Source organism: Spirosoma flavus, from assembly GCF_054778555.1.
In genome coordinates this window covers 61,599-88,252 of sequence record NZ_BAAGZL010000002.1, presented here as the reverse complement: position 1 = coordinate 88,252, position 26,654 = coordinate 61,599, and the positions used below count along the sequence as shown (strand labels likewise).

The window sequence follows — 26,654 nt, the reverse complement described above, 5'->3', positions numbered from 1 at the left end:
TAGGGTTTAGCGACTAAATAGTGTCCGGAATAAATGCATGACGGCTCTGGAGTTATCTAAAAATCTTCTTTTACGTATGAATAGCTAAATCGGTCGAATAAACTATACGCTCAGATCCGCCGTTTGGCATCCACAGTACCTTATTTGCCACTAAAGCCCTTTTTCTCACCTACAAACCTCGACATCTTTTTTTGCTCGGTCGACCGACGTGATTCCATATTTATTTTTGAGCATGAATCGACTGCTCAATACCATTCGGCACTATATTCCCCTCTCCGCAGCGGATGAAGCGATCATTGCCACATTAGTTCGCCAACTAAAACTTAAAAAAGGCGAACATCTGCTGCAGGCGGGGCAGATCTGCAAAAACGTCTTCTTTATTGAGGAAGGCCTGGTCCGCTATTATGCCAGTATCGACGGGGAGGAAAAAACCACCTACTTTAATAAAGAGGGCGAATTTGTGTGTGATTATGCCAGTTTTCTGCCCCAGCAGCCCTCCCTAACCAACATCCAGGTACTGGAAGGCGCTACCGTCTATAGCATCAGCCAAGCCAATATGGACCAGTTGTACCAACAAGTTGAACAAGGGGAACGATTTGGACGGCTGGCCATCAGCGAGGTTTTTGTGAGTGCTATCCACCAGATCAATTCCCTCTACAACGACCCACCCGAGTTACGCTACCAGACATTTCTGGCTAAGTATCCCGAGATTGCCCAGCGCATCCCCCAATATTACATTGCCTCCTATGTAGGCATCAAACCCCAATCTCTAAGCCGGATTCGAAAACGAATGGCTCAGGCGCATTAATTAACTTGGGTGAACGAGGGACGTTTTTTTTCGGGTGAGCTTTGTGGTCATAATCGATCACGACAATATCACTATGAAAACAGAACATGCACCGGCCCCCTGGGGCTGGCAATCGGCATCCTACTGGATGATCCTGCCCATCGCGCTGGGAATTCTCTTCATCGGTCTCCGATTTATGCTGCCCCCCCAGATCAGTATGGACGATTTCGGGATAGAGCCCTTGACTGATTCAGCGCTTGCCTACGGCCGCATCAAGGGAATACGCGATATTTTTTCGGGAGTAGCCCTGCTGGCTTTATGGTTGACCCGACTAAAAAAAGCGACCGCGTACGTATTTATGGCTGCCATCATTATTCCCTTTACGGACTGCCTGCTGATCTACCAACAGAACGGGGTGGACTTGCCCCGCCTGCTGGTTCATGGCGGCACGGCCGTATATATGGTCATCACGAGTTATTTTTTATTCAGCCATGCTAAACAAGCAACTGCCTGATGGATGCCTTCACGTTACGACAAGTGTTGCTAGTGCTGCACCTGTCGGGTCTGGTACTGATGGCCGGCACCACGGTTACCGAGTTAGTAGTGTTCCGTTCATTTGTCAGCCTGTTGACGAAGCAGGATAAAGCAGCCCTCAGTCTTTTTAGCCTGCTGTCGGGTTTGAGTAGAATCTTACTAGCTGGCGGGGTCGTCTTGTTACTTTCCGGGATCGGCCTGACTATACTCAGTGAAGGCGTCTATTTACAGCAACTCTGGCTGCAAGTGAAATTGGGGCTGATCTTGCTCTTGCCGCTGAACGGGCTGCTGGTGGGCAGTCCGCAAATGAAGCAAATAAGCAACAGCCTTTTGTCGGAGGGCATTGGCCCACATATAGCGGTCCAGCCTGGCATCAGGAAGCTGACTCTGTTTCATCGCGGTCAACTAGTGTTGTTTCTAACCATTATCATCCTGGCGGTCTTTAAATTTACGTAGCCTGCGGAAGCCCAACGCCCCCCTCCTTTAAGGTATCTAGCTTGGCTATTGAGCCTGTTTGAGAGGTAAAAGAGTTGTTGGATTAACGAAAACCAATACGTTACTATAGATCCGCGATGGCCGGTACCGACCGTCAGAACATACCAGTAGGGCGCATTAGCAGGCTAAACTATATTCTCACTAAATGTCCCCATAGCAGCCTACTGAAGGCTGCTATGGGGACATTTAGTGAGGGAATTGCACGCAATACATTTAGCGTATATTACAGCCTTATTAAGCATCTACAAAAATTCACTATTTCCAGTACACATTTAATTGTCAATCGCATCAATTGGTGAAATTCCCAATTTATGAAAACCATACTTTTGGCTTTAGGGCTTCTGGGCTTGACAAACTGCCAAGCCCAGTTAGTCGATCAATCGCTTAGTAAACAATTTATCCGAAAAGTCGTGGATAAAGCGTATCCTAAACTGGATGCTATTCTGGTTGAGCAGGATGGGAAGATGATCATCGAGGAGTATTTTAATGGATTCAGCAAAGACACACAACATGACACCCGCTCCTCGTTCAAATCCATAACCTCTCTGTTGGCAGGTATTGCAATCGACAAAAAACTTTTGGCACTCGATGATCGCTTGGGGCGTTTTTTTCCAGAACTTAAAGACGAGGGTAAGCGTAACATCCGCCTTCAGCATTTATTAGAAATGCGGTCAGGATTAAACTGTGAAGAGTTTTATGAGATCGGCCCCGAATGCGAAGACGAAATGGTTCAAACCCAAGACTGGATTGCCTATTGTTTGGGCGTTAACTTAGTAAGCCAACCGGGCCTAAATTGGTCGTATAATTCAAACGATCCCATGCTGGTGGGAGAGATCATAGCTCGCGCGAGTGGCATGAGCGTGATGGAATTTGCTGAAAAACATTTGTTTCTACCGCTAGCCATCACCGATTATAAATGGACCGTTTCTCCAAAAGGCCAGGGAATGACTGCCGGATCCTTTTACATGAAGCCTGGGGATATGCTCAAAATCATTAATTTAGTCAGGAACAAAGGCAATTGGAACGGCCACCAACTTGTCAGTGCGAACTGGATAGCGACTTCCACCCATTGCCATATCCCAATTGATTTTTCGTTTACACGCTATTCCAGACTCGTAAATGCCCGCTATGAAAGTGCCCATTATGGCTTCTTCTGGTACAAGGAGCATTTGCAATATGAAGATATCAACACCGAGGTCTTATTTGCGTCAGGCAATGGGGGCCAATACATGATGCTGCTTCCCAGTTATAACTTAACAGCTGTGTTTACGGGTAGCAATTACGGCAACTGGCGGGCAAAGCTTCCATTCGAAGTGCTTCTAAAATACATACTCCCTGCCCTAAAAAAGTAAACAACAGGTAAGCACGTAATACCTAAAATCGGACTGAAGCAAGTACTATAAAGCAATGTTGCAGTATATTTTATCGAATGTTTAACCGTTTGCCTCAATAAAAAACGTCAGCACTTACTCACAACTTCTAATCTTCAGTTAGTCACCTGTGACCAGAAAATTTTAGTGATAGCCCTGTCAGGTGACAACCAATTGGCTCAGGCTCTAAACGCGGAGATTGCCAGCGAGTGGATACGTTTGGCATAAAAGCTTTAGAATACGCCCGCAAGAAACTTTTGGAAAGTGAGCAAGAACGAGGTTGGTGGACCTACCTATTCATATTCGGCAAGTAACGATAACCACTTGCCGGCTGACGTAACCCACACCTCCTTGTACGTAGCATTATTGATGGCTGGCCACCAGGGAACATCGTCGTTATTGGCGGTACGTATGCCGACCGGTATTTCGCCGGTTATTTCCCCGGACGAAAAACTATCCATCTGCGGATACCGGTTTCCTTCCCCGTAAATGAGTGATTGACCAAATGGGTTTTTCCCGACTGTCCAGTACAATTGTTCGCGCCCTACTTGAAGCAACTTTTCATCGTTTAAAAAATGCCCACACAGCGCAGCCGCCTTGCCAGTGGCTAGATGGACAGCCGTATTACCATTGAAAATACTGAACCAAATTGGGAACCGCTTCAGGTAATGCTCGTCGTCCAACTTTACCCCTTTTTTCAGTTGTTCCGTATATAACTCTTTGGCGTTGGCGGGCGGAAACAAATGCAAAGAATGGAAGGCCGCCGAATCAGCTGTTTCATCTTTATGGTACACCCCACTGGGAATCATGCCGTAGGGAGCGGTGTACACCAGAATGTCTTTAAGATAATTGCCGTACAGCTGCACCGCCTGATACCACTTCCGATAATCGGCATGACTGCGCTGCGTTTGACACAGTAGGATGAGGGCTTGCATGTAGACCTGATCCCGGGACTGATGCACAAAATGCACAATGGATTTTCGGGTCGTATCCCGGTAGAAAAAACCGCTAAGCCCCTTCGCATCGCCCAGCGGAGTGGTACGTTGACACTGGATTGTGTAGCGGATAAAATCGGCTGCCGTTTGGGCGTATTGTTTTTCGCCCGTCAATTGATACAGCATACTAGCCGCCCAGGAAACAGTGGCCATATACTGGCTTTGCGACGTATTATAATTGTGTTCATACATTTGGGTAAAGCCCCCGTACCCGCTTTCTCGATACGTCTTCATCGCCAGCGAAAAATCCTCCCGAGCTATTTTGCTCAGGTATTCGCTGAAAGCAGGGTCTCCGTCCAGCGTCATGGCGGCATAAGCCTCGTAAGCAGCATAGAGAAACGTATCAAACGAGTTATTCTGTACCCGCACCGACTGAATATCATCCAACGTACCAATCACACCATCTTGCCAGATCAGCAAGCCCATGCTGCTGGCCCGGTAGCCATCGTCGTAGCGGTTCTTCAACACGAAATTAAGTCCCCATTCGGCCTCTTCTCGTAAGCGCGCTGCTAGCAACGGATTCTTTGTTCGCTGGTTCTTAAACGACTCCAACAAGGCAAACGTAACATCGGCCGTTTGCAAGGTTTGCTGAGAGAGGTCACCCGCGTCATGCCAGCCACCACTATAGGAAATCTTTTTTCCCTTATGCTCGGAAAACAGATCGAGGTGACACTGTCCGTGGATGTTTGGCACCGCATACCCGCACCGCTGACAGAAAATATAATTTAATATCCGCCACTGAGATGCCGTCCAGATGCGGGTATCAATCCCGAAGGAAGCCGTTTTTACTGGACCGAAGACGATATGGTAGTTACCGGCTTTATTGAACGTACTGAAGTCAAGCACCTCGTATTCACCCGTTGACGTTTGTACTCGCTTTGCGTTCGATTCATAAGCTACCCGGCGAGTTGCTTCATCGATCAGTTGAAAACGGGTATTGGCTATATCGGTTGTTCGGTTAGCAATCGCCGTTTTTTGGCCTTCGACCATATAACCCGATGTGGAATACACAATGTTGTTGGGGGCGGGCAGCCACCCATGGCTTATTTCCTGGGTTTTTACCTGTTTTAGAACGGGCTGATCGATGTAATAGATGATTGAGTCACCAGTGGTTAAGTTTTTTCCTTTTAGGGAGACATAAAAGCCAATTTCGTCCACCTCATCGCGCCGTAGGTCCGACAGATCCAGATAACAGTGGTTCCACTGGTGGTTGGTCAAATTGAGAAGGTGATCGGCCGACGTCATCAGCGTTCCGTTTTTGACAGATCGGTTTTTATTTCGAACATCAATATTGATGTTTACGACCGGCGCTCCTTCAGCATCCGGATAAATAAAAAATTCGAGTCGGTTATAGGCTTCCCAATTCGCGCCGTTCAAATTCAACTGCATACGGCAATTGCCATACGTAGCATAATCGGGGTCATTAACCGAACCCACGGCCCGTTTTCCAGTGGTAGTGGGCAAACTCAACCGCAACGTAGGCTGCCCCGATTTTGTGCGACCCTTACTCATGGCCAGCCTACCGTAGCCGGTTTGTTTCCAGTTGCTGAGTACAGTTGCTTCGGTCAGGGGCTGTGCTGTTAGAACTGGCTTTGTGAGCGAAATAGCTTCGTAAGATCGGGAAGGATCAAGTGGTAAGGGCCGATGAATGACACCACTTCGAATAATCTCATTGAATAGTTTACTATCAATTTCACTTGTAGGGTTCTGGGCGTGAATGCTCGAAACTGAACAGGCAACTAGAAATGTAACGAGTATTCGTAAAGCCATTCGTGCTCATGAATTGAAAATGTCCAGTCAAAAGTAATTATTTAACCTACGTAAGCCCTCCGCCCTGGCTACGGAAGCCTCATAAATCAATGGAATTAGCAACTAAAGCTTGTTTAGGTGTAGGCTTGTTGGCGAATTGTAGCTGACAATCATTTAAAGAGAGCCGGGCTGTTCAGGATTATCCGAAGCTCAAAACAAAGTGCGTACTAATAAAGCGTGTTACTTTCATTATTTTTTATTAGCGGAGAATATTAAGTGTATGTTCAATTTCTGACTATAACTTTTAAAACTCAAACGAGTACCTCTCTGGCTTAATCAAAACCTGAGAGGTACTCGTTTGAGTTTATACCACTTTTACGTAGACCAACAATTAACCAATAGTTTTTATCGGTTGAGAAGTTTAACCGTCTGCTGTTGCGTGGGCGTACTCACCCGCAACAAAATCAAACCCGCCGATTCCTGACTGATTTTTAGTGAGCATGCTTCGGTCGATCCTGCCTGTGGCAGCATTTGCTCGCTCACTAACCGCCCTTGAACGTCTCGTAATTCCAGGTGCAGTGGTTGTCCCTGAGCACCGGAAACCTCCACCCGCACCTGTCGATCTTGTATTGGATTACCCAGTACTTTCACTTGCAGGACAGTTTCTGGTTCAGCAACTCCACGGCGGCTAGCCGACAAATTGCAGGCAGCTAACCAATTGTAGGTAAACTCTGTCTGAGTTGATCCTTGTTTCGCAACCAACGTAATAACCGGATTGTCAGTATACATACGTAACATGTAGGGTCCTGCCTGGGTGGTAGGCAATAGCTCATTGGTTACGGCGAAAGTTACAGGAGAGCCGTCTAAGCCTGCGTATTGGGGGCTGAATGTCAATCTCCGTTCACCCACACTCAACTGTTCGCAAGCTACCGTTGTAACGCCATTAATAGCGAAGTTTCCAGACGCAGGAGCCTGTGCAACCGAGAAGGTAACATCGCTGGATGCCGACAACCCTTCGGGATCTAATGCAATAATTCTCACCGTGTAGTCACCAGTCTGAGTAGGCGTGCCACTAATTCGGTTGCCTTGCACGGTCAGCTGAGTAGGCAATCCCTGCGCAGAGAAGGTAAGCGTCTGCCCATCAGGATCACTGAAATAGTCTGTCAATAGCAACTGGTATGGCTGACCATTTATAAGTCGTTGGGTGGGGATGCCTCTGCTAGTTGGTGCCCGGTTGGGAGCCGTTCCGCTCTGACAAGAAGCTAGCCAGTCATACATAAAGCGAGTTTCGGGATTGCCCTGTTGGGTAGCTACCAGCGTAATACGTGGGTTATCTGTGTATAAACGTAATGAATATGGAGCGACCTCTTGGGTGGGAGCGAGTTCGTTAACTACCGAAAAACTGATGGGGTTGTTGTTCTGGCCGGAGTATAGGGGCGTAAAGCGAACCTGATAACCACCTTTTACCTCATCGAAACGTACACAGCTCACCATCGTTACCTGAGTAATAGTGAAGCCGCCGGGACGTATCTGCAAAATAAGAGCTGGCGATACGGGGCCAGCACAGGAGCCACTAGTACAAGAAGCCGAGAGTGTATAATTGCCCGGTTGACTGAGCGTGTATAGCGAACCACTAGCCTGACCCGTGCCACCAATTAGTTGCCAGTTCACAGTGCCGGTTTCGCAGCCAGTTGCCGTAACCGTGATGGGCTGGTTCGTCGTCATCATTGCACTAGCCTGTAACGTAGTGATAGGCAATTCATTAACAGTCACCTGTGCCAGAGCGTTGGTAGTCTGTCCTCCGCTGTTAACCGTAAGAGTAAATGTTTGCAGACCGGAGCCAGCAGTTGTTACGTTCTGATCAAAGTTTGGCGTAGTGCTGCTTCCGGAACGTATTGACTGCCCGTAGGAAAGTGTATAGTTGTAACTACCTGTAATATTGCCCACGATAGCTGATACGTTTACCGGGCTGCCTGTACATACAACGGCTGGATTAATAGCTAATCCCGAAATGGTTGGCGTAGTATTCGTTACCGTCAGTTGGTAAATTACACTGGTGCCCGTGCAGCCACTAGAATTTTGAGCAGCTACCGTTACAGTAAAGCTTCCTGCCTGGGTGGGTGTGCCTGACAGTTGCCCCTGAGCCGATAAATTTAGCCCCATGGGCAGTGTTCCATTGGCTATACTATACGTAAATCCGCTTCCACCTGAAGCAGTGAAAGTAACCGAAAATGGGCTACCTACCGTTGCTGTGTTGAGGTTAGGCAGTCCAACACTAACGTAAGCGGGGTCAGACTGTAATTCGTAGGCACCCATATCAATGGTGCCATTATTATAGAAGCGGGAAGCGCCAGCTAAATCAGTGGTGGGGCCACCAGCCGAATTGTAAACATGGTTATTCCCCGCATTGAGGGCCGGAGCACAGGAAGTGAGTTGAGTAGTGGTAGTCGAGGTGAAGGGCGAGAACCCGGTTGTTCTATTATTACCTCCATCCGTGTATCCCGTAACCGTTTGTTCCAGAAGACTATATTGAACTGTTACCCCACCTCCTTTGATTGCGTTGGCGCCACTATTGTTAAACAACACGCAATTGGTTAACACCGGACTGGCCGTACCATTTGCATCGCTATCATTGCGCATCAGGCTACCATCACTAGAACTATTGGCTTGAAAGGAACAGTTGGTAAGCACCGGATTACTAGTACCATTGTCGTAACCTGTGTTATAGAGTGCACCTCCCCGCGTAGTGGCCGCATTAGCCAGAAAAGAGCAGTTTATTAATATTGGGCTGCTCGTACCTTTATAACCATCGTTGTAAACCCCTCCTCCCTCTGAATTCGCGAAATTACTCTGAAAGGAGCAGTTCATTAATGCCGGGCTACTCGTACCACCATTGGCTCCATCATTAAACATGCCGCCCCCGCGGGTTGACGCAGAATTATTGACAAACGTGCAGGAGTAGAACTGAGGACTACACGTTCCGCCGTTTCCCAGATTTAATACTCCTCCCCCATAGTTATCAGGAAGACTACCATTGGCGTTACCATCCTGAATGGTGAACCCATCCAGAACAGCGGTATTCGTAAGGTTAGTGTTTTTGATGACGTGATAACTATTATCATCCTTGCCCGCCACGCCGATTTCGGCCGAGAGGATCGTTACGTAACTACTTGGATTACGGTCGTTCATACCAGGATTACCCGTACCGGCAAATCCTCCGTAGATGCTTACCCCGTTTTTCATCGAAAAACTAATTGAACGGTCGGTGCCAGTGGTTGGTTTGTACGTACCGGCGGCTACCCAAACCTGTTGTACACCTTGAACATTAATCATGGCCTGTAGATCGCCCGATGCATTGGCCCAACTGCTGCCGTCGCCCGAACCACCTGCCCGTACGTAGCGGATACTGACGGCAAACATGGATCTTTGGGGAGCGGCTAAGCCCATAAAAGCTACGGTAGCAAGTCCTAGCGTTAAAAGTAATTTTCGGATACAATGGAGTAGTAGTCGACTCATAGATTTTCTGATTTAAGCATTAAAGAAGATGGTCCTGAAAGAAAATAGAGGATAACCACGCCTTACGGCGCTTGCGCAATTCAGCCTTAGGTAGTAATGATGATAAAGAGGGTAAACTCGGGTCAGATGTAATTAAAATCATTTATTGATTTGACCGCAAAATTCTGTAGTATACTGGAATGACACTCTACTGAATCCGACAAAAGGTCTACCCAAATGACCATAGTTGGCTTTCGCCACCTGTTTTTAGCTTAGTTTCGATATATAATCTATCGTACACTCCAGTCTTTTACATCTTTTTCCACGTACTGGGCTTCTACAAGCTGTACTACGTAGTTCTGCTCCTATATATCCTCAGTTACTACGTCACGCTGGCCTCTCACCTACCCCGACATTTACCATATTTTCCAGCGTAATGCCCCTGCTACTCATTAAGATTAGCGGGTATTTTTCGGCTAAAACAGCCCGGAACGGATTCATCAATTACAAAAAAATGCCCAACTGATCATTTGAGTAGAGTTTTTGTCCGATTCAGTAGAGTCTCCAGACAAATTCCGTATTCAACTTTGTAGCGGCCAATGAGCGGATTTTTTACCCACCGTATTGTACCTCTGCAGAACTGTGCCCTCTGCCCGCTCATTGGCTATAGTTAAGATCAAAATCAGTTGACCTACACTTCCATTTTTTCAACATCCACCAGAAAGCCTATGGTTAATTATTACCCCCGCTATTCCTACCAATTCGTAAAATTCACTGCTGAATAATGTCCAGATCCGATTTAAGGGCAGCTCCGTTCCTGCAACACCTGGTTTAGAACTAGGTAGCCCCATCAACATCAATGACCACGCCAGTTAGCTAAGCCGGATTAGGCTGCCTCCCTATTCCGGTTCCATGAATGCTCTGCGAGTTTTATTACAGTACTCATCAATACATCCGATTAATTAGAACACCAACCAATCCATCGCATACCGAATGGAGGGAAAGTTGTTTTATCAAGTCGGTCCGTAAACCTCTTTTTAACTTACTATGAGATATGTTTACTTACCCAGGTACGTACGTTTACTGCTGTACTTTTTGCTGAGCGGATCAGCCTGGAGCCAAAGTGTTGATCTGGCCGATCTAAAAAAAGTAAAACTATCGGGCGGTCTGTCGGTCAACACGCTCTACAACTCTTACAACCCAACGGGTGCCGATCCACTCAGTTATTTTGTATCGGGCAACCTGAACCTGCACGCACTCGGCACGGTGATTCCGGTTTCGCTGTCGTATTCCAGCCGGAAATTCACGTACAGCCAGCCTTTTTCCTACAATCAAATCGGTATTCACCCTACGTATAAATGGGCAACGGCGCATTTGGGGATGTCTAACATGACGTTTTCGCCATACTCACTGAATGGTCATCAGTTTAGCGGTGTGGGCTTTGATCTGGTGCCGGGTAAGTGGAAAATCAGTACTATGTATGGACGACTCGTCAAAGCGCAGGAAGCAACTGCTACCACACCAGCAGCCTTTCAGCGCACGGGTATGGGCCTTCAGGCTGGTTGGCAGAATGACAAACTGCGGGCTGGCGTTACTACGTTCTACGCCTACGACAATCCCAATTCGGTTGCAATCCCGGTTCGCCCGGACACAACAGCGCAGTTCGAACAGCCAACCCCTCAGCGCAATCTGGTTATTGGCGCCAACTTTGGGGCCAACCTGTTCAATTTCCTACAGTTCGATGTTGAGTATACCAACAGCGTTCTGGAACGTAACAGAACGATCACCGAAAAAGGGGCAACGAATTCGCCGGCAGCTATGCTCTGGCGACCTAACGCAACCGCAGAGTCGTATCATGCCGTAAAAAGCACGCTGAACGCCAATCTGAAACGTACCAATACCATCATTGGGGTAGGTTACGAACGTATTGACCCCAACTACGTAACGCTGGGCGGCTACTTCTTTACCAACGATTTCGAGAACGTAACGCTCAATTTTTCGCAACCTTTCTGGTCTGGTAAGATAAGCGCCAGTGGCTCCATTGGCGTACAGTGGGACGACCTGAAAAACGTGAAGTCAAGTGCTCAACGGCGACTGGTGGGTAACCTGAATGTAATTGCCATTCCGACTCCGCGCCTGAATCTGAGCTTCAGCTACTCCAGTTTTCAGGCTTACACGTTCATTCGCAACTCCATTCAGAATATAACCCGGCTGTCGCCCCTGGAACAGCTTGATACGTTGAATTTTACCCAGATTACGCAGAACGTATCAGTCAATGCGCTCTACCAGCTTAAAAATACCGACGACATTGTGCAAACGATTTCAGTCAACGGTACGGTGATGGGCGCCGTCAACAAACAGGGTGATTTGATACGTCGGGGGCAACTGTCACAGATATATAATGGTGTCGTCAACTATTCTTACGGGCTGCCGAAGCAGTCGCTTACATTCACGGGCGGGCTGAACGTAATGAACAGCTACATCAGCAGTAATACGTTCAACTCCGTCGGGCCAACGGTGGGGCTGACGAAAGGTTTCCTGAAGAATACCTTGAACACAGCTCTAACCGCGTCGTATCTGCACGCTACGTCCGAACTATCGACCAGCGGCATTACGAACACACGGTTAACGATAAACTACACCGCAAAAGAACGACACAGCTTTACGTTCCTGCTGGCCAGTTTGTGGCAGTCGGCCAATACGTTGTCGGAAGCCCGTTCAACGTCATCTACAGGCAATTTTATCACAGCTACTCTCGGCTACACTACTCGCTTTTAACGGTTCCTTCCTATCACGTCCGGCTCGTCCGGCTGTAGCTCCACGCTCCTATATTTATGAGACGTACACTCCCCCCGTATCTTTTACTAACTCTGCTGCTGCTTTCCTGGCTCACGGGAAGTGGGCAAAACAACTTCCCGGTGCAGGTTCAGGTAATTGCCAAACCGCCCTACACTACGTATCTGGCCGACTTATCCAGCCCGGCCAGTGAGCAGCTCTACGTTACGTTGTTGCTGAAAGACATGCAGCTGTCGAACCGTCAGGTTCGGCTCAAAACGTCCATTGAAGGGCCAGGAACACGTATCATGGGCATGGACAACGTACCAGCCGCACCGGTCAACCTGCTGCCGGGGTCCATGATTCAACTGACGGGCAGCGATCTGGCCGTATACTTTCGCCCCGAAAATCTTCAGATTCCGCCTGCGCAGTACGCCCGACCGCTGCCAGAGGGAATGTACCGGTACTGTTTTACGGTGTTCGACTACCAGACCAACCAGCAGTTATCGCCGACTGTCTGTTCCAATTACGCCTGGCTTCAACGTAGTGACCCACCGCTGATTGTGTTGCCCAACAATACGCAACCGGTTCCGGTGCTACCTGCCCAACAGGTTGTATTCCAATGGATTCCTCGCCACAGCCAAGTTAGCGCTGTTGAATACGAAATAACACTCACCGAAATTATTGTTCCGCAAGGTTTCAACGGCAACCCGCAGAACCTGTTTTTTTCCCAGCCTCCCTACTTCACGACTCGCACGTCGGGCACTACGTTTCTGTACGGGCCTGCTAACCCACCTCTGACACCCGGTCGGCTGTACGGCTATCGGGTGCAGGCGGTGCCCAAGCCGGGACAGGAAGGCCGTACATCGTTTGTCAATGATGGCTACTCGCAGGTCGGTTTCTTTTCCTATGGGTTTGGCGCCAGTCAGGACGCTTTGGCCATAGTTCGGGGACTGCAAAAGAAGCTGGCGCCACCCACCCCGCCCGATAACATCGTCAAAACGATAAAAGGGCAGGTGATCTGGTCGTTCAAGAAATCTGAACTTGAGGAAGATACAAATCAGGGAACTTGGGTTGTGAATGCACCCGGGCAGGCCGGCCCTGAGGTAACGCGTCCGGAAACCGGTCCCGCCGAGAAGAGCAACGTAGCGAACCCGCTCGAAAATGCGCAGGTGAGCATACTGGCCAACGGAAAAATTATTGGCACGGCCAAAACCGATAAGGATGGTAGGTACGAGATAAAAGGCTTCAATCCCGACGTATTATCGGGCGTAACAAACCTGACGGTAAAGGCTATGTCGACGGAAGATTTCACGACGATGACCCATACCGTACCGATTAAACGGGGTCAGCCAGAATACGATCTTGGTCAAACGACGCTGATTGCCCAAACCTTTCGACTTGGATCGCAACTTGTTGTTCCTAATACACCAAAAGAAGGACTCATTATGCGTATCCTCCGTAGCAAGGATATTATCGATCGGTTGCCCTACCTTGCCAAAGAAGGAAGCGGCCCCCGCGAAGAAGTAAAATTCAACGGAAAGTCGTATGTCAGTATCGCTACGTTAAAATCGGTTCAGGCGGCCAAACGGATTTTCTACAATACAACCGCCGGCGATCAACTGGTGGCCCAGGTATCCACGCAGGGTAAGTCGCCAACGTATTACCCACTGAGTAAAATCAACGAAAAGGCTGACCAACTGGGCAACAAAGCCATCCAATTATTTAAACGTGTTTTCCCCTATGAAAGCACCGTTACGTTGGCGGGTAAAGTAGGCATTAAAAACCCGAATTTCATCCCGCGTGAAGGGGTGCGCGTTACGGTAAAAGTCGACAGAAATGAGTTGGCATTGCCCTTACTTAACCCGAATGGTTTCACCAAAACCGTTACGTCCGACAAATCGGGGCAGTATACGCTGGCCAGCATTCCATTGCTGAAGAAAAACGGACAGATCAAACTGGAAGCTGTCGATAACACTCTCTCGCCCACGCCACAAGCCGAAACGGCAACGTATACCGGCAACGAAACGATAGACAAAGAAATCACACTACGTCCGACCATTTCGCTGATAGCGGGCGTAGTGAAAGATCAGTTTGGGAAGCCCTTCAGCGGAGGATTGGTGAAAGTACAGTCAACAGGTCAGATCATACGGGCCAATGAATCCGGCTTTTTTGTCGCCAAAGCATACGGATCAACGCCAACAACGATTCAGTATGCCGCCCCTGGCTTCGAGCAAAAGTCGGTGACTTACCCCGCCAGTAACCAAGGGAGTAAATGGTCTAATTTTCTAGGCAATATCACGGGTCTCTATAGCTTACTGAAAGGCTTAAATCAGTCGGTTCTGGCGAAATCGAATATTGATGCATTTACCAAACTCGTTCTGCCTGGCGAAAAGGTAAACAGCGTTTCCAGCGCGGGAACCGTTGTTATCAACAATCAGGAGGGTAGCATCCACTTTATTGCCAGCACCAACAACAGCCCGGTTTCGGTTAAAATTGAACTGAGTAACGGTAAATCCGGAACAACAGGAACAACGGGCTGGAATTACAAGGGCACGGCCGAAGTCGTTACGTATAAAGCAACGCCATTGGATGGTACATCGGGGCTTCTGCCTGTTACGGGTGAAATATCCCTGAAAGCCGGAGATAAAAAATCGATTGCGTTGACGCTGGAGCGAGGCATTGCCCTGACGGGTACAGTTACGAACAAAGGCTCAAATGGCGCCCTCAAACAGGCAACGATCCGGGTTCAGGATTTGCCCTATACCGCGCAGACCGACGATAATGGAAAGTATACGCTTTATGTACCTGTAGGGAAAGAAATTAAGGTAAAAGCCAGTGCCCGGAAATTCAGCACAGCTTCGGCTGCCATGACGGTTAGTGACAACCGCACCGAAGATTTTTCACTGAATGAGCTTCCTGCCGATTTACCCGAACTCAAAACGCTGCTGGGTTACAGCGTCGACGCCGACAAAGTAGACGTGGTCGGCGATAAAACTGTAAAGGTGTCAGGTAAATTGATACTGCCAGCTACCGGCATTTTCGAAGCAACATTGGCCAAATCACTGGACTTCACGGATGTGGAGATGGAAGTAAACGAAGATGGTAATGGCATTCCAGCCCAGGACGTTTTTTTTAAAGAGGTCGAACTTGATCTGAAGGGCTACAAGTTTGCGCCTGTTATGCTGGAAAGTCAGGCCGGACTGGTTTTGAAGAAGGACGTAGCGAACAAGACTACCGGATTGATTGGTGGCGAACGGCTTCGACTAAACTCCGACCGTACTCCAAAGACCGCGAGCTTTAACCTGAGTCTACTACCACGTACTACGCTCAGCTTCATCGATCCATCGGGTACAAAAGATGCGTTCAAAGTGGCTTTCGCGAGCCAGAAAACGTATCCGGCTACGCAAAACACGGCTCAGTATCAACTCGAATTTGGCGAAAGTACGACGCCGTTGAAAGACCTGACAGCGGCTGAAATTACACGTATCAATCAGCAAAAAGATCGCTACGTTCCTTTTCAGATTTCGTTTCTCACGTTTTTATTCGACAAGACTAAATCTGTCCTCAATGAGCAAGGTATCAAGTTTGCGGGGAAAGTTCATCTGCCAAACGCGCCACGGTTCATCCTGAGTGACGACGACGTAGAACTAGAGAATTTTACTATCGGCCGTAATCTGGAGCTGGCACAATCTACCTTCAAAATAAGCGAAACGACACCGCTTAGAGCTCGAATGGGTAGCTGGCGGGCATCGTTTACCAATCTGATCATCTCCAATAATTTTAGTAGCGTTGGTTTTGCCGGACGTATCAGCTCGACCGATAATGCCAAAAATGACTTTACTATCGACAAACTGTCGTATGTAAAGCAAAGCACTGGCGTCAGGATTGCGGGTAAGATTCTGCTGCCAGAAGATGGCTATAAGTTTAGCTCCATAGGTATTAGAAAACCCGGTGGTTTCGAATTAGCCTACATAGCCGCGAAAAGGGCTTATGAACTAGATGGGGCATCATCAATGGCCTATAATGGTACGTCGAAAAACCCCGTGCTGCGTCTTTTTCCGATAGAGGTACAGCGGTTTATCTACCGCAGTAATCACGACATGTTTGTTACGACCAAAGTAAACTCCAGCGTTGAGTTTGGTCCGGTCAATATCAGCCTACAAAAATTTGTTTTCTATCGAGGTTTCGACATTACGTTCGACCAGATGAAAACCTTTATGGAACGTACCACCGATGAAGGCTTTAGTCTGACGGGGTCTACACCAACGACCAATGATGAGCAGGAAAACCCAAATGAAGTACCCTACAAGGAGTCAGGTATGTCGTGGGGGATTGGCATAGCGGGCAAAATTGAGGCCGACATTCCACTTATTGACGCAAAAGCCGAAGCTGCACTGATGCTGGTCAGCAACAAAGATAATGTGCAGATAAAACTGAATCAGTTTGAGATTCTGGTTGATGGCCCAGGCTTTTTGGCCAGGCTTCAGGCTAAGGCTGAATATTCTGATACCCGGGTAGGCTTCGAAGGTGATGGGCAATTAGAAATAAAAAAACTGATCAAAGGAATTGAGTGCGGGTATAAATTCTACAAAGGCCAGGGTAAGTATGATATCGAATTTGGTATGAAGCTTATAGCCAAGCTGAAAGTAGAGATACCGATGGGACCGGTAGCCTGGACGAAGTTAGGTGGCGAAGTTGATTTCAACATCGGAGAAAAAAAATACTATGTAGCACTCCATGGTGGTTTGACAATAACCGGAGTTAGCCGGCACGTGATTGAGCTAAATGATGTGAAGGTGAGCGTCAAGTTTGATGGTAGAAACTGCGGTGGTTGGCCTGTCATCGAAGGGGAAGCGGGCATAACGATGGTTAAGATAGAATGGGGTCGGGCTAAAGCTACCCTTGACTTTTGCAAACCCCGCCTGATTCTTGGCCTAAAGAGTGATGTTAATCCTATAAAGGGTCTGGCTACGTTAAATATAGACGCTACGCTTTACGCACAGAAGGATATGCTGTTCTTCGGATGCAACACGCAGATCAGTCTGTTAAAGCTCGCCAGGGCGAATGCACTCGTTGCATTTGGCATTAATACCCGACGATCTGAAATGCCAGAGGCTGAGGGCGTATGGAAGGATATCTCCCCAGAGGCACTCGAACAAAATGGACAACGCTTCAATGGAATCAATCTGAAGCAGAGCGCATCCGTAGCTAACAAAAATGGAGGAATAGATATCGGCGTCGTTAGGCTCAACTATTACTACGGCGCTAAGGCTGCTCTTACGTTCTATACCCGTTTCACACAGGGTGACGTGATGGGCAGAGCAAATTTGGATATTCGGGGAGGGGGTAGCCTGGAAGTATGTGGAGTGGGGGTTAATGCAGGGGCATCAGCTAGCCTAATGCTTCAGGGAGGCTACCTGGAGAGTCAGGGGTGGAATTTAAGCGGCAAAACCCAACTTGGCATTTACATCTCAAACGACGACAGAGACTGTAACACCTGGAGACCCTCCGCCAGCAAGGGGGTGAAGTATAAATTTTGTAAAAATTTTGACGCTTCATTCAATTTAAGTTCCCGCTAATTAAATACACTGATACTGTGAGAGCTATCTATAAAATTTCAATCTTATTCATTTGGCTGGCAGGTAACCTGACTACAGGAATAGCACAGAATGCGACCAAACCAAAGCCATTGACGATCTGGCCTTCACCAAAAGGCAATTACCTGGTTGTACACCAGAATTCATCTGCCGATGATTCACTACTGAAGCAGAATACGGCTTATTTCCGGATTGAGCGAATCGAGCTGACCAAGAAAAATATTCAGCGCATTAAAGAACAGACCGACCCGTTGGATCTTAACGTGAACCTACCAGAGATAGGACGATTGCGTAAGCCAACCACCATGGCCGAGGTTCGTCGACTAGCGCGTGATGAGTTTGTTAAATTTCTTAAAGAATCGACAAACCAGTTGACCGATGAGCAATTTCTGGCTTACCTGCAAACGCATAATAACATCGCTGACTACGGATTTCTCGGGGGAGAAATGGAATTACAACCCCTACTGGGTAACATCTACATCGATACCGACGTCAAACCGGGTCTGGTATATCTGTACCGGGCTATACGGGTTGACAAATCAAATCAAAAGACACTCTGGGCACAGGGAATTACGGTTACGGGTGCCGAAAACGAAGCACTACGGCAGCTCACAACAAAGACAGTTGGCATTACTGGATTCGATAGTTTGGTGTCCGTGAAATGGGGGCTACCAATCCGGAAGTTTGAGCCGCAGTCGCAACCTCAAGTACAGATACCAGATCAGGCCGACCCCAACGATCTAGCGTTTCGGCGTGCGGTTACCGTTTTCAATGTAGACACGTTAACCATTCGGGCATCGGTTTGGCTCTATAATGGAACCACCTGGAAAAAAGGGGGAACGGTTATTCCAACTCTGAATACATCGAGTGATACGTTGACTTTTTTTTGGCAGAAACCCTGTGTACCCGAAGAAGTGGTCCGTGTCTTTTTGCTCCCTCAAGATATGGTCGAGAATCCGGGCATACCTTCGGATACGGCTACCGCGGTAGCCATCGGAAATGACAGAGTAAAGCTGATTTACGGCGCCAATGCGCAGGACACAACCGATGCTATTCGGGTGAGCTGGGCTAAATTACCAATCAAGCCCTACTATACGGGTATCGAAGTAGCGCGCAATAACGGATCTGCCGACAGCACCTTCAGTATAGTAGCGCAGTTGACTCCATCTGACACCGTCTTTTACGATTACCAAACCCTCCCCGGTGTTTCGTATACGTATCGTGTGCGTCCGTTGTTCATTCCGCTTCAGGATCTGTATCAGGCTGTGCCGGCCGAAGTTGTTGGTACGGGCACGAAATTCTCTAAACCGCTTCCCATTTCCGACTTGCAGGTAAAGCATGAAGGACGTAACATCCGTCTGAACTGGACCGGAACCGATAGTCCAAGCGTGTTTAGCTATTTCGTATATAGAGGTACGTCGAAAGACAACCTATCGCGGGTGAGTGGAACGCTCCATGAAGCAACCACCTATCTCGACACAGCCGATGCCTTGAGTGGACGGACAGAGTATTTCTACAGCATACTGACCATGAGCCTGACGCAGGATACCAGTGAGCTGGCTCCACCCGTTTCCATTCGTCCGCTACGTTCCATTGAAACGACGTATCCAAAGACTGTAGAAGCGGCCTTGATCGACAAGGAGGCCTGGCTTAACTGGAATGACGTTCGGACAGAAGACAACATCCTGACTGGTTTCATCATTCAGCGAAAAAGTGAATCGAATGGTACGTTCCAGACGCTTACCCAGACGATACTCGACCAGCCTTCATTTACTGACACTACCCTTCGCGAAGGTCAGACGGTATGGTATCGGGTAGCGGCTGTTACGGCTTTTGGCGATACGACTACCTTTTCAGACGATGTAGAAATTAGTCTTCCCCTGCCCGAACCGGACCCGATCTTTACGTTCTACGTCCGCAACATTACGCAGGGCGTCGAAGTGAGCTGGCCCGGTATTGAGGATGGAAAGCGCGAAAAATATGGCATTTACCGTCGAGAAGCCAATACTGATACGTTCACGAAAATTGGCGAAGTCAACAGCCAAAGTACCCAGTTTCTGGACACCCAGGTTCGGGCGGGCACCAAGTACGTCTACTCTGTTACGTCCATCGAAGCGGCCAGTCGCGAGAGCAAACGCGTCAAATCGCAGGCTATCATTCGTGAATAAGTTCCACCGTCTGATTTTACCCTTGTAATGAAAAATATGTACTCTCTTTTTCGCTGCCTATTGTTGATCGTCAGTACGTTCGCTGCGCTGACCTTCACCAATTCAGCCGCTTACGCAATCGGCGACGTAGTGAAGTCGTCGGGAGCAGCTCCTACGATTACTAGCCATCCAGCCAGCAGCACTGTCTGCCCAGGTCAGCCTACTACGTTAAGCGTAGCCGCAACCGGCACCGCCCTGACGTACCAGTGGCGCAAAAACGGCACCAACCTCAACGGAGCAACAAGCGCATCTTACACCATCGCCACGGTTCTTCCCGAAGACGCCGGCAATTATGACGTGGTGGTGGGAAGCTCCACCGGACCGGCTACCAGTAACCCGGCCAGATTGACTGTTCGGCCCTACACGTTGCTCCCTACCCCTCCTGTGGGGCAGACGGTTACGGTTGGCAGTCCGGTCACTTTTTCCGCAGTAGCCACGGGCGACATCACCGGTTATCAATGGCTCAAAAATGATGTAGCTATTCCTGGCGCCACAAGCACAATATTTACGATACCCAGCGTGACCCTTGCGGATGCCGGGTCATATACAATTCGTGTGTTCGCCCCTTGTGGTGCGCAGACTGCCTGGCCGGTCGATCTTGTCGTCAACTCATCAGGCCCACCACCAACACCACCAGCGTCGATTACAATTACGGAGCATCCTACGTCACAAACCGGCTGCACCGGCGGTTCGATTACGTTTCGGGTGCGAGCACTGGGCGATAACATTTCGAGCATTCGGTGGCGTAAAAATGGAACGATCATACCCGGCTTGGCGAGTGGTGCAGCGTATACGATAGCCCCGCTCTCCAGCGCCGACGAGGGCGAGTATGACGTTGTTTTAACCAACGCGAGCGGATCAGTAACCAGCAGCAAAGCGACTTTAACTGTCCAACCGGGCGCATCGATTACCACCCATCCGGTTGGGCAAACAGTTTGCTTTGGCGGTTCTGCTACGTTTCGGGTAGTGGTATCGGGAAGCGCTACGGGTTATCAATGGCGCAAAAATGGCAATGCGATTCCCGGTGCTAGCAATGCTACGTATACCATTGCCAATGTTGGCAATACTGACATTGGGCAATATGATGTGCAGGTATTCTCCTGCGGTTCGCAAACCAGTAATTCCGCCAGTCTGGCGATAAAACTGCCTGTTACTATTACCAGTGTATCTGCGACTGAGGTCATCTGTGCGGGTGGCACGGCTTCATTTAACGTAACCGTATCGGGCAGTGTAACGGGTTTTCAATGGCGTAAAAACGGTGTTAATATACCGGGTGCAACCAGTAACCCGTATAACATACCCAATGCTACTGCCCAAAACGCTGGTAACTATGACGTGGTTGTCAGTGGCGAATGCGGTTCGGCAACCAGCTCCGTAGTGCCATTGAGCTTTCTACCATCGGCAACGATTACGGGCCAGCCTTCGGGCCAGACGGTCTGCTCGGGCAGTTCCGCTACGTTTCGGGTAACCGTTACGGGCGACGCTACCGGCTATCAGTGGCGTAAAAACGGAAGCGACATTCCCGGAGCTACTGATGCTACGTTCACCCTACCCAGCGTGGGCAGCAACGACGCAGGGCAGTACGATGTGCAGGTATTCTCCGCTTGCGGAACGTTGAGCAGCAACCCAGCCAGTCTGATAATCAAACCAGTAGTTACGATTACAGGTCAGCCCACGTCTCAGAGCATTTGTTCAGGTGGTTCGGTTACGTTTCGGGTAACGGCTTCGGGGGATATAACGGGCTATCAGTGGCGTAAAAATGGCACGGTCATACCGAATGCGACCAGTAATACGCTCACGATCAATGGCGTAGACAATACGTATAATGGCAATTATGATGTAATCGTCAGTGGCAGTTGTGGTAATGTGACTTCTGGCGCGGCAACCTTGGCTGTCAATGCCGTTTTTCAGCTTACTACGTCGGTTACGCCTGTTTCCTGTTTTCAGGGAAACAACGGACAGGCTAGTGTGACGGTCGTTGGAGGCTCGGGTAACTACACCTATCGCTGGAATAACAACGCGACTACGGCTACCATCAATGGGCTTACGGCTGGCACTTATTCGGTGGTTGTCACAGACGCGCTCGGTTGCTCGAAAGACGCCAGTGTAACCGTAAATCAACCGACCCAGTTGGTAACTACAACAAACAATACCGCTGTCAAGTGTTTTGGTGGTAATGATGGAACGGCCACTGTCACGGCTTCCGGCGGCACGTCACCTTACACGTATCGATGGAATACCGGCGCTACTACGTCTTCGATTTCAGGATTGGTGACGGGAACGTATCAGGTTACCGTTACGGATGGAAATGGTTGCCAGCAGACCAACTCGGTTACAATCAACCAGCCGACACAACTGGTGCTTACTACGTCAAATAGCGCTGTTAAATGCTTTGGTGGGAATGATGGTATTGCGACCGTCAACGCTAACGGAGGCTCTGCTTCTTACACGTACCGCTGGAGCACGGGTAGCACTACGTCTTCAATTTCAGGACTGACCACTGGAACGTATCAGGTTACGGTTACGGACGGCAATGGCTGTGCGCAAACAGCTAGTGTTCAGGTTGGTCAACCCGCTACGTTGCTCACCCTGGCGACCAGCACCACCGCAGCCAAATGCTTCAACAACCGCGACGGAGCAGCCAACGTAACCGCCACCGGCGGAGGAACAACTTACACCTACCAGTGGAATACCGGAGCCAACACCCCGGCCATCAGCGGACTGGCCGCAGGCGCTTACTCGGTGCAGGTTACTGACAACAATGGCTGCGTTAAATCCGCAAGCGTTGATATATCTCAGCCAACGCAGCTCGTACTTACTACGTCCAACACGGCGGTTAAATGTTTTGGGGGTGCTGATGGTACGGCTACGGTGACCGCTACGGGGAGCGTGGGCAACTACGTTTACAATTGGAGTAACGGCGCTACTACGTCCGCCATTACCAGTTTAACTGCGGGTATTTATTCGGTGCGGGTGACCGACGCCAACGGTTGTCAGCAAACCAGTTCGGTAGATGTTGCTCAACCCACCCGGTTGTTGTTGAGTCTGCAAAAAGACGATGTAAAATGTTTTGGGGGTAACGATGGCAAAGTAACTCCCACCGCTACGGGCGGAGTTGGCAACTACGCTTATGTGTGGAATACCGGAGCCACCACGCCTGTGTTGAGTGGTCTGGTGACTGGAACGTATCAGTTGACCATCACCGACGCAAACAGTTGTATACAAACAGCTAGCGTTCAGGTTGGTCAACCCGCTACGTTGCTCACCCTGGCGACCAGCACCACCGCAGCCAAATGCTTCAACAACCGCGACGGAGCGGCCAACGTAACCGCCACCGGTGGAGGGACTGCTTATACGTATCAATGGAATACCGGAGCCAACACCTTGGCCATCAGCGGACTGGCCGCTGGCGCTTACTCAGTGCAGGTTACGGATAACAATGGTTGCGTTAAATCTGCAAGCGTTGATATTACCCAACCTACCCAACTTGTACTTACTACGTCCAATTCTGCGGTCAAATGTTTTGGCGGTAGCGATGGCACGGCCGCTGTTATCGCCAGCGGTAGCGTGGGCAACTACGTCTACAACTGGAGCAATGGAGCCACTACGTCTGCCATCGCCAGTCTGACAGCAGGTAGCTATTCGGTACGGGTGAGTGATGCCAATGGGTGTTTGCAAACCAGTTCTGTCGACGTCGCTCAACCTACCCGGTTGGTGCTAAGTCTGCAAAAAGACGATGTGAAATGCTTTGGGGGTAACGATGGCAAAGTAACTCCCACCGCTACGGGCGGAGTTGGCAACTACGCTTATGTGTGGAACACGGGGGCTACTACGCCTGTGGTAAGTGGTCTGGTAACCGGAACGTATCAGTTGACCATCACCGACGCAAATAGTTGTGTACAAACAGCTTTCGTTCAGGTTGACCAACCTACTGCCGTCTCACTTAGTATCACCAGCACAGCCGCCAAATGTTTCCAGAGTCGCGACGGAGTAGCTACGGTGACTGCTACCGGCGGTGTCGGCAACTATACGTATCGCTGGACCAGTGGCGCTACTAGCCCCAGTGCTACTGTCATGGCTGGTACGTATTCCGTAGACGTATCCGATGCGAACGGTTGCACGAAAACGGCTAGCACAGAGGTTACTCAACCGGCATCGATTACGCTTACAACTAATCTTACGGCTGCCAAATGTTTCAACAGTAGTGACGGCAGCGTAACGGTATCGGCCACTGGCGGAGTCGGCACCTATACGTATCGCTGGAGCAATGGCGGCACTACGCCCGCCCTGACTGGAATTAAGGCCGGTACCTATTCGGTTGACGTAACAGATGCGAATAGCTGCGTAAAAACGGCTAGTATCGACATCACCCAACCCACCCAACTGGTACTCACTACGTCAAACACCGCCGTGAAATGCTTCGGCGGGAATACAGGAACGGCCGCTGTTACTGCCAGCGGCAGCGTAGGGAACTATACGTATAGCTGGAATACGGGCGCTACTACGTCTGCAATTGCCAGTCTGACCGCTGGTAACTACGAGGTAACCGTGACCGACGATAATAGCTGTCAGCAGAAATCCAGTGTTGAAGTAAAACAGCCAACGCAGCTTCTGTTTACACTAGAGAAAGAAAATGTCAAGTGCTTCGGCGGTAGCGACGGAAAAGTTTCGCTCAATGCAACGGGCGGTGTAGCCGGTTATCAGGTTCTTGTCAACGGAAATTCAACAGCCTTTACGGGTGGTGGTCAACACGTACAAACCGGTTTGACTCCGGCTTCTTACCAGTTGGCGGTTACGGATGCGAACGCCTGTCAGACAACTGCGCAAACGGTTGTCATCGAGCAGCCAAAACAAGCTCTGGCCGTAACACTCGTAAAAGCAACCGATCCGCGTGGTTTCGGTTTGACTGATGGATCGATCAGTGTAGCAATTGCGGGAGGAACTCCGCAGTACCAGACCAGTTGGAAAAATGGCACAGGGGCAAGCGTTGGAGCGGGTCAATCTACGAATGGAGGCTCGGCCAATGAGCTAACCCAGCTCGGCGATGAAACGTACACGCTAACCATTCAGGACGCTAATTACAGCCTGGCAACGCAGAAAGAAGGTTGCACGGCAACGATTACCCAGCGACTCAAGCAGCCACCTAAACTCACGCTTTCGCTGAAAACGACGCAGCCTGTTTCCTGCTTTGGCCGAAAAGACGCCCAGATTCTGGCCACTGCTGATGGTGGCGTACCTATGAGCACGGCGGATAAGTACACGTTTAAATGGATGCAGCAAACTGGTGGTACGTATACGTCCCTTACCCTTACTGGTTCAACGATTCAGAACCTGCCAGCCGGAAATTACCGCTGTATTGTAACGGACAAGAACGACATTACTCAGCAAACCGACCTGATACTCACCGAACCCACCAAACTAGTTGCCAGTACGTCGGGGGTTACCAACAACCTATGCTACAACGACCAGAAAGGAACGGCGGCAATTCAGATGCAGGGTGGCACGCAACCTTATCGCGTCGACTGGAGCAATGGCGCGTCGGGGCAATCGCTCAATAACCTGCGCGCAGGGCGGTATCTGGCTATCGTCAGTGATCAGAATGGCTGTTCGGCCGAAGTATCGGTGAAAATTCAGGAGCCAACGGCGCTGGAAGTATCAGTGCTGAAAAAGCTAAACCCCACCTGCGACGCTAAGTGCGACGGTAGTATTCAGACAACGGCAAAAGGTGGAATGCTGCCCTATGCGTATAGCTGGAACAACGGCCAGACTGCTACGTCGTTAACGAACCTCTGCGGAGGCAACTACACCTTAACGGTGAAGGATGCCAATGGATGCCAAGTTGCGACACCAGCGGTTCAACTCGTTACGCCAGCACCGAAGAAGCTGAACGTATCGGCCGATCGTACCCTTTGCGAAGGGCAGACGTTACAGCTCGACGCCACGCAGCCGGGTACCAATACGTATAAATGGACGTTACCAGTTGGCGGCACCTCCACCACTCCGCAACAGACCATAACCCAAGCTGGTCAGTACGTTGTTTCGGTAACCGACAGCGCTGGCTGTTCGGCCCAAAACAGCTTCACCATCCGGGTTACCCCTATGGCGACTCAACTTACATTTCTTATTGCCAGTCAAGGCGTTGTCAACGATACAATTGTTGTCGTAAACGTCAGTTCAGGCAGTACGCAATTCGAATGGTTGGTGCCGCCCTCAGCTCGTGTACTCAGCAAAACAGATACACGCCTGACATTCATTTGTCCACAACCGGGCGCTTATAAGGTAGGACTGCGTGGCTCGAATGGCACTTGTGAAGCAGAAGTTTACAAGACCATTACCATAAAGCCAGCGGCTGGACGGCAGGCTGCTTTTGCCGAAGCAACGGCTACGGCTCTCGTCGTGTATCCAAACCCCAGCGCCGGACAATTCAGAGTACAGATTGACTTTGGCGTGCCAACTACGGCTAGTTTATCACTCATTGACATCCGGTCGGGTCTGCCTCTGTACACCACTCAACTGGCCGGTCAGTCGAGTTACGACCAACCGGTTGATGTACCTGACCTACCGACCGGAACTTACATTGTGCAAATCAATACCAGCACACAGCAACTCAGTAAACGTATCATCGTTACCCGCTAGATTTATAGTAT

At 49.5% G+C, this 26,654-nt stretch carries 10 protein-coding genes; 8 read left to right on the top strand and 2 right to left on the bottom strand.

Going from position 1 to position 26,654, the window contains the following annotated elements:
• Nucleotides 1-232 precede the first annotated feature (232 nt).
• From ACYVF1_RS09390 to ACYVF1_RS09375, 4 genes are all read left to right on the top strand, one after another.
• Nucleotides 233-808 (top strand): Crp/Fnr family transcriptional regulator, encoded by a 576-nt coding sequence (locus tag ACYVF1_RS09390; protein ID WP_461077972.1) that lies wholly within the window; start codon nt 233-235, stop codon nt 806-808.
• 73 nt (nt 809-881) lie between these two features.
• Nucleotides 882-1,301, top strand: coding sequence for a DUF4267 domain-containing protein (locus tag ACYVF1_RS09385; protein ID WP_461077970.1), 420 nt, complete (start codon nt 882-884; stop codon nt 1,299-1,301).
• Complete coding sequence (locus tag ACYVF1_RS09380; RefSeq protein ID WP_461077968.1) at nt 1,301-1,777, top strand: DUF2214 family protein; 477 nt, start codon at nt 1,301-1,303, stop codon at nt 1,775-1,777. The genes ACYVF1_RS09385 and ACYVF1_RS09380 overlap by 1 nt, the downstream gene beginning before the upstream one ends.
• Nucleotides 1,778-2,127: 350 nt before the next feature.
• A complete protein-coding gene (locus ACYVF1_RS09375; RefSeq protein WP_461077967.1) occupies nt 2,128-3,168 on the top strand; it encodes a serine hydrolase domain-containing protein in 1,041 nt (346 codons plus the stop codon).
• Between the two features lie 311 nt (nt 3,169-3,479).
• Here ACYVF1_RS09375 and ACYVF1_RS09370 read toward each other — a convergent pair whose 3' ends face one another.
• A complete protein-coding gene (locus ACYVF1_RS09370; protein ID WP_461077965.1) occupies nt 3,480-5,951 on the bottom strand; it encodes a glycoside hydrolase family 9 protein in 2,472 nt (823 codons plus the stop codon).
• A 384-nt stretch (nt 5,952-6,335) separates the two neighbouring features.
• On the bottom strand, nt 6,336-9,446 hold the full coding sequence (locus ACYVF1_RS09365) for a putative Ig domain-containing protein (RefSeq protein ID WP_461077963.1): 3,111 nt from the start codon (nt 9,444-9,446) through the stop codon (nt 6,336-6,338).
• 1,026 nt (nt 9,447-10,472) lie between these two features.
• Between ACYVF1_RS09365 and ACYVF1_RS09360 the strand changes: the two genes are divergently transcribed.
• From ACYVF1_RS09360 to ACYVF1_RS09345, 4 genes are read left to right on the top strand one after another with little or no spacing between them, the layout of a single operon-like run.
• Complete coding sequence (locus ACYVF1_RS09360; RefSeq protein ID WP_461077962.1) at nt 10,473-12,203, top strand: hypothetical protein; 1,731 nt, start codon at nt 10,473-10,475, stop codon at nt 12,201-12,203.
• A gap of 56 nt (nt 12,204-12,259) precedes the next feature.
• The gene (locus ACYVF1_RS09355; protein ID WP_461077960.1) at nt 12,260-17,782 is read left to right on the top strand and encodes a carboxypeptidase-like regulatory domain-containing protein; all 5,523 of its coding nucleotides are present in this window, start codon (nt 12,260-12,262) and stop codon (nt 17,780-17,782) included.
• 17 nt (nt 17,783-17,799) lie between these two features.
• Complete coding sequence (locus ACYVF1_RS09350; protein ID WP_461077958.1) at nt 17,800-19,968, top strand: fibronectin type III domain-containing protein; 2,169 nt, start codon at nt 17,800-17,802, stop codon at nt 19,966-19,968.
• A 36-nt stretch (nt 19,969-20,004) separates the two neighbouring features.
• A complete protein-coding gene (locus ACYVF1_RS09345; RefSeq protein WP_461077956.1) occupies nt 20,005-26,643 on the top strand; it encodes an immunoglobulin domain-containing protein in 6,639 nt (2,212 codons plus the stop codon).
• Nucleotides 26,644-26,654: the final 11 nt, after the last annotated feature.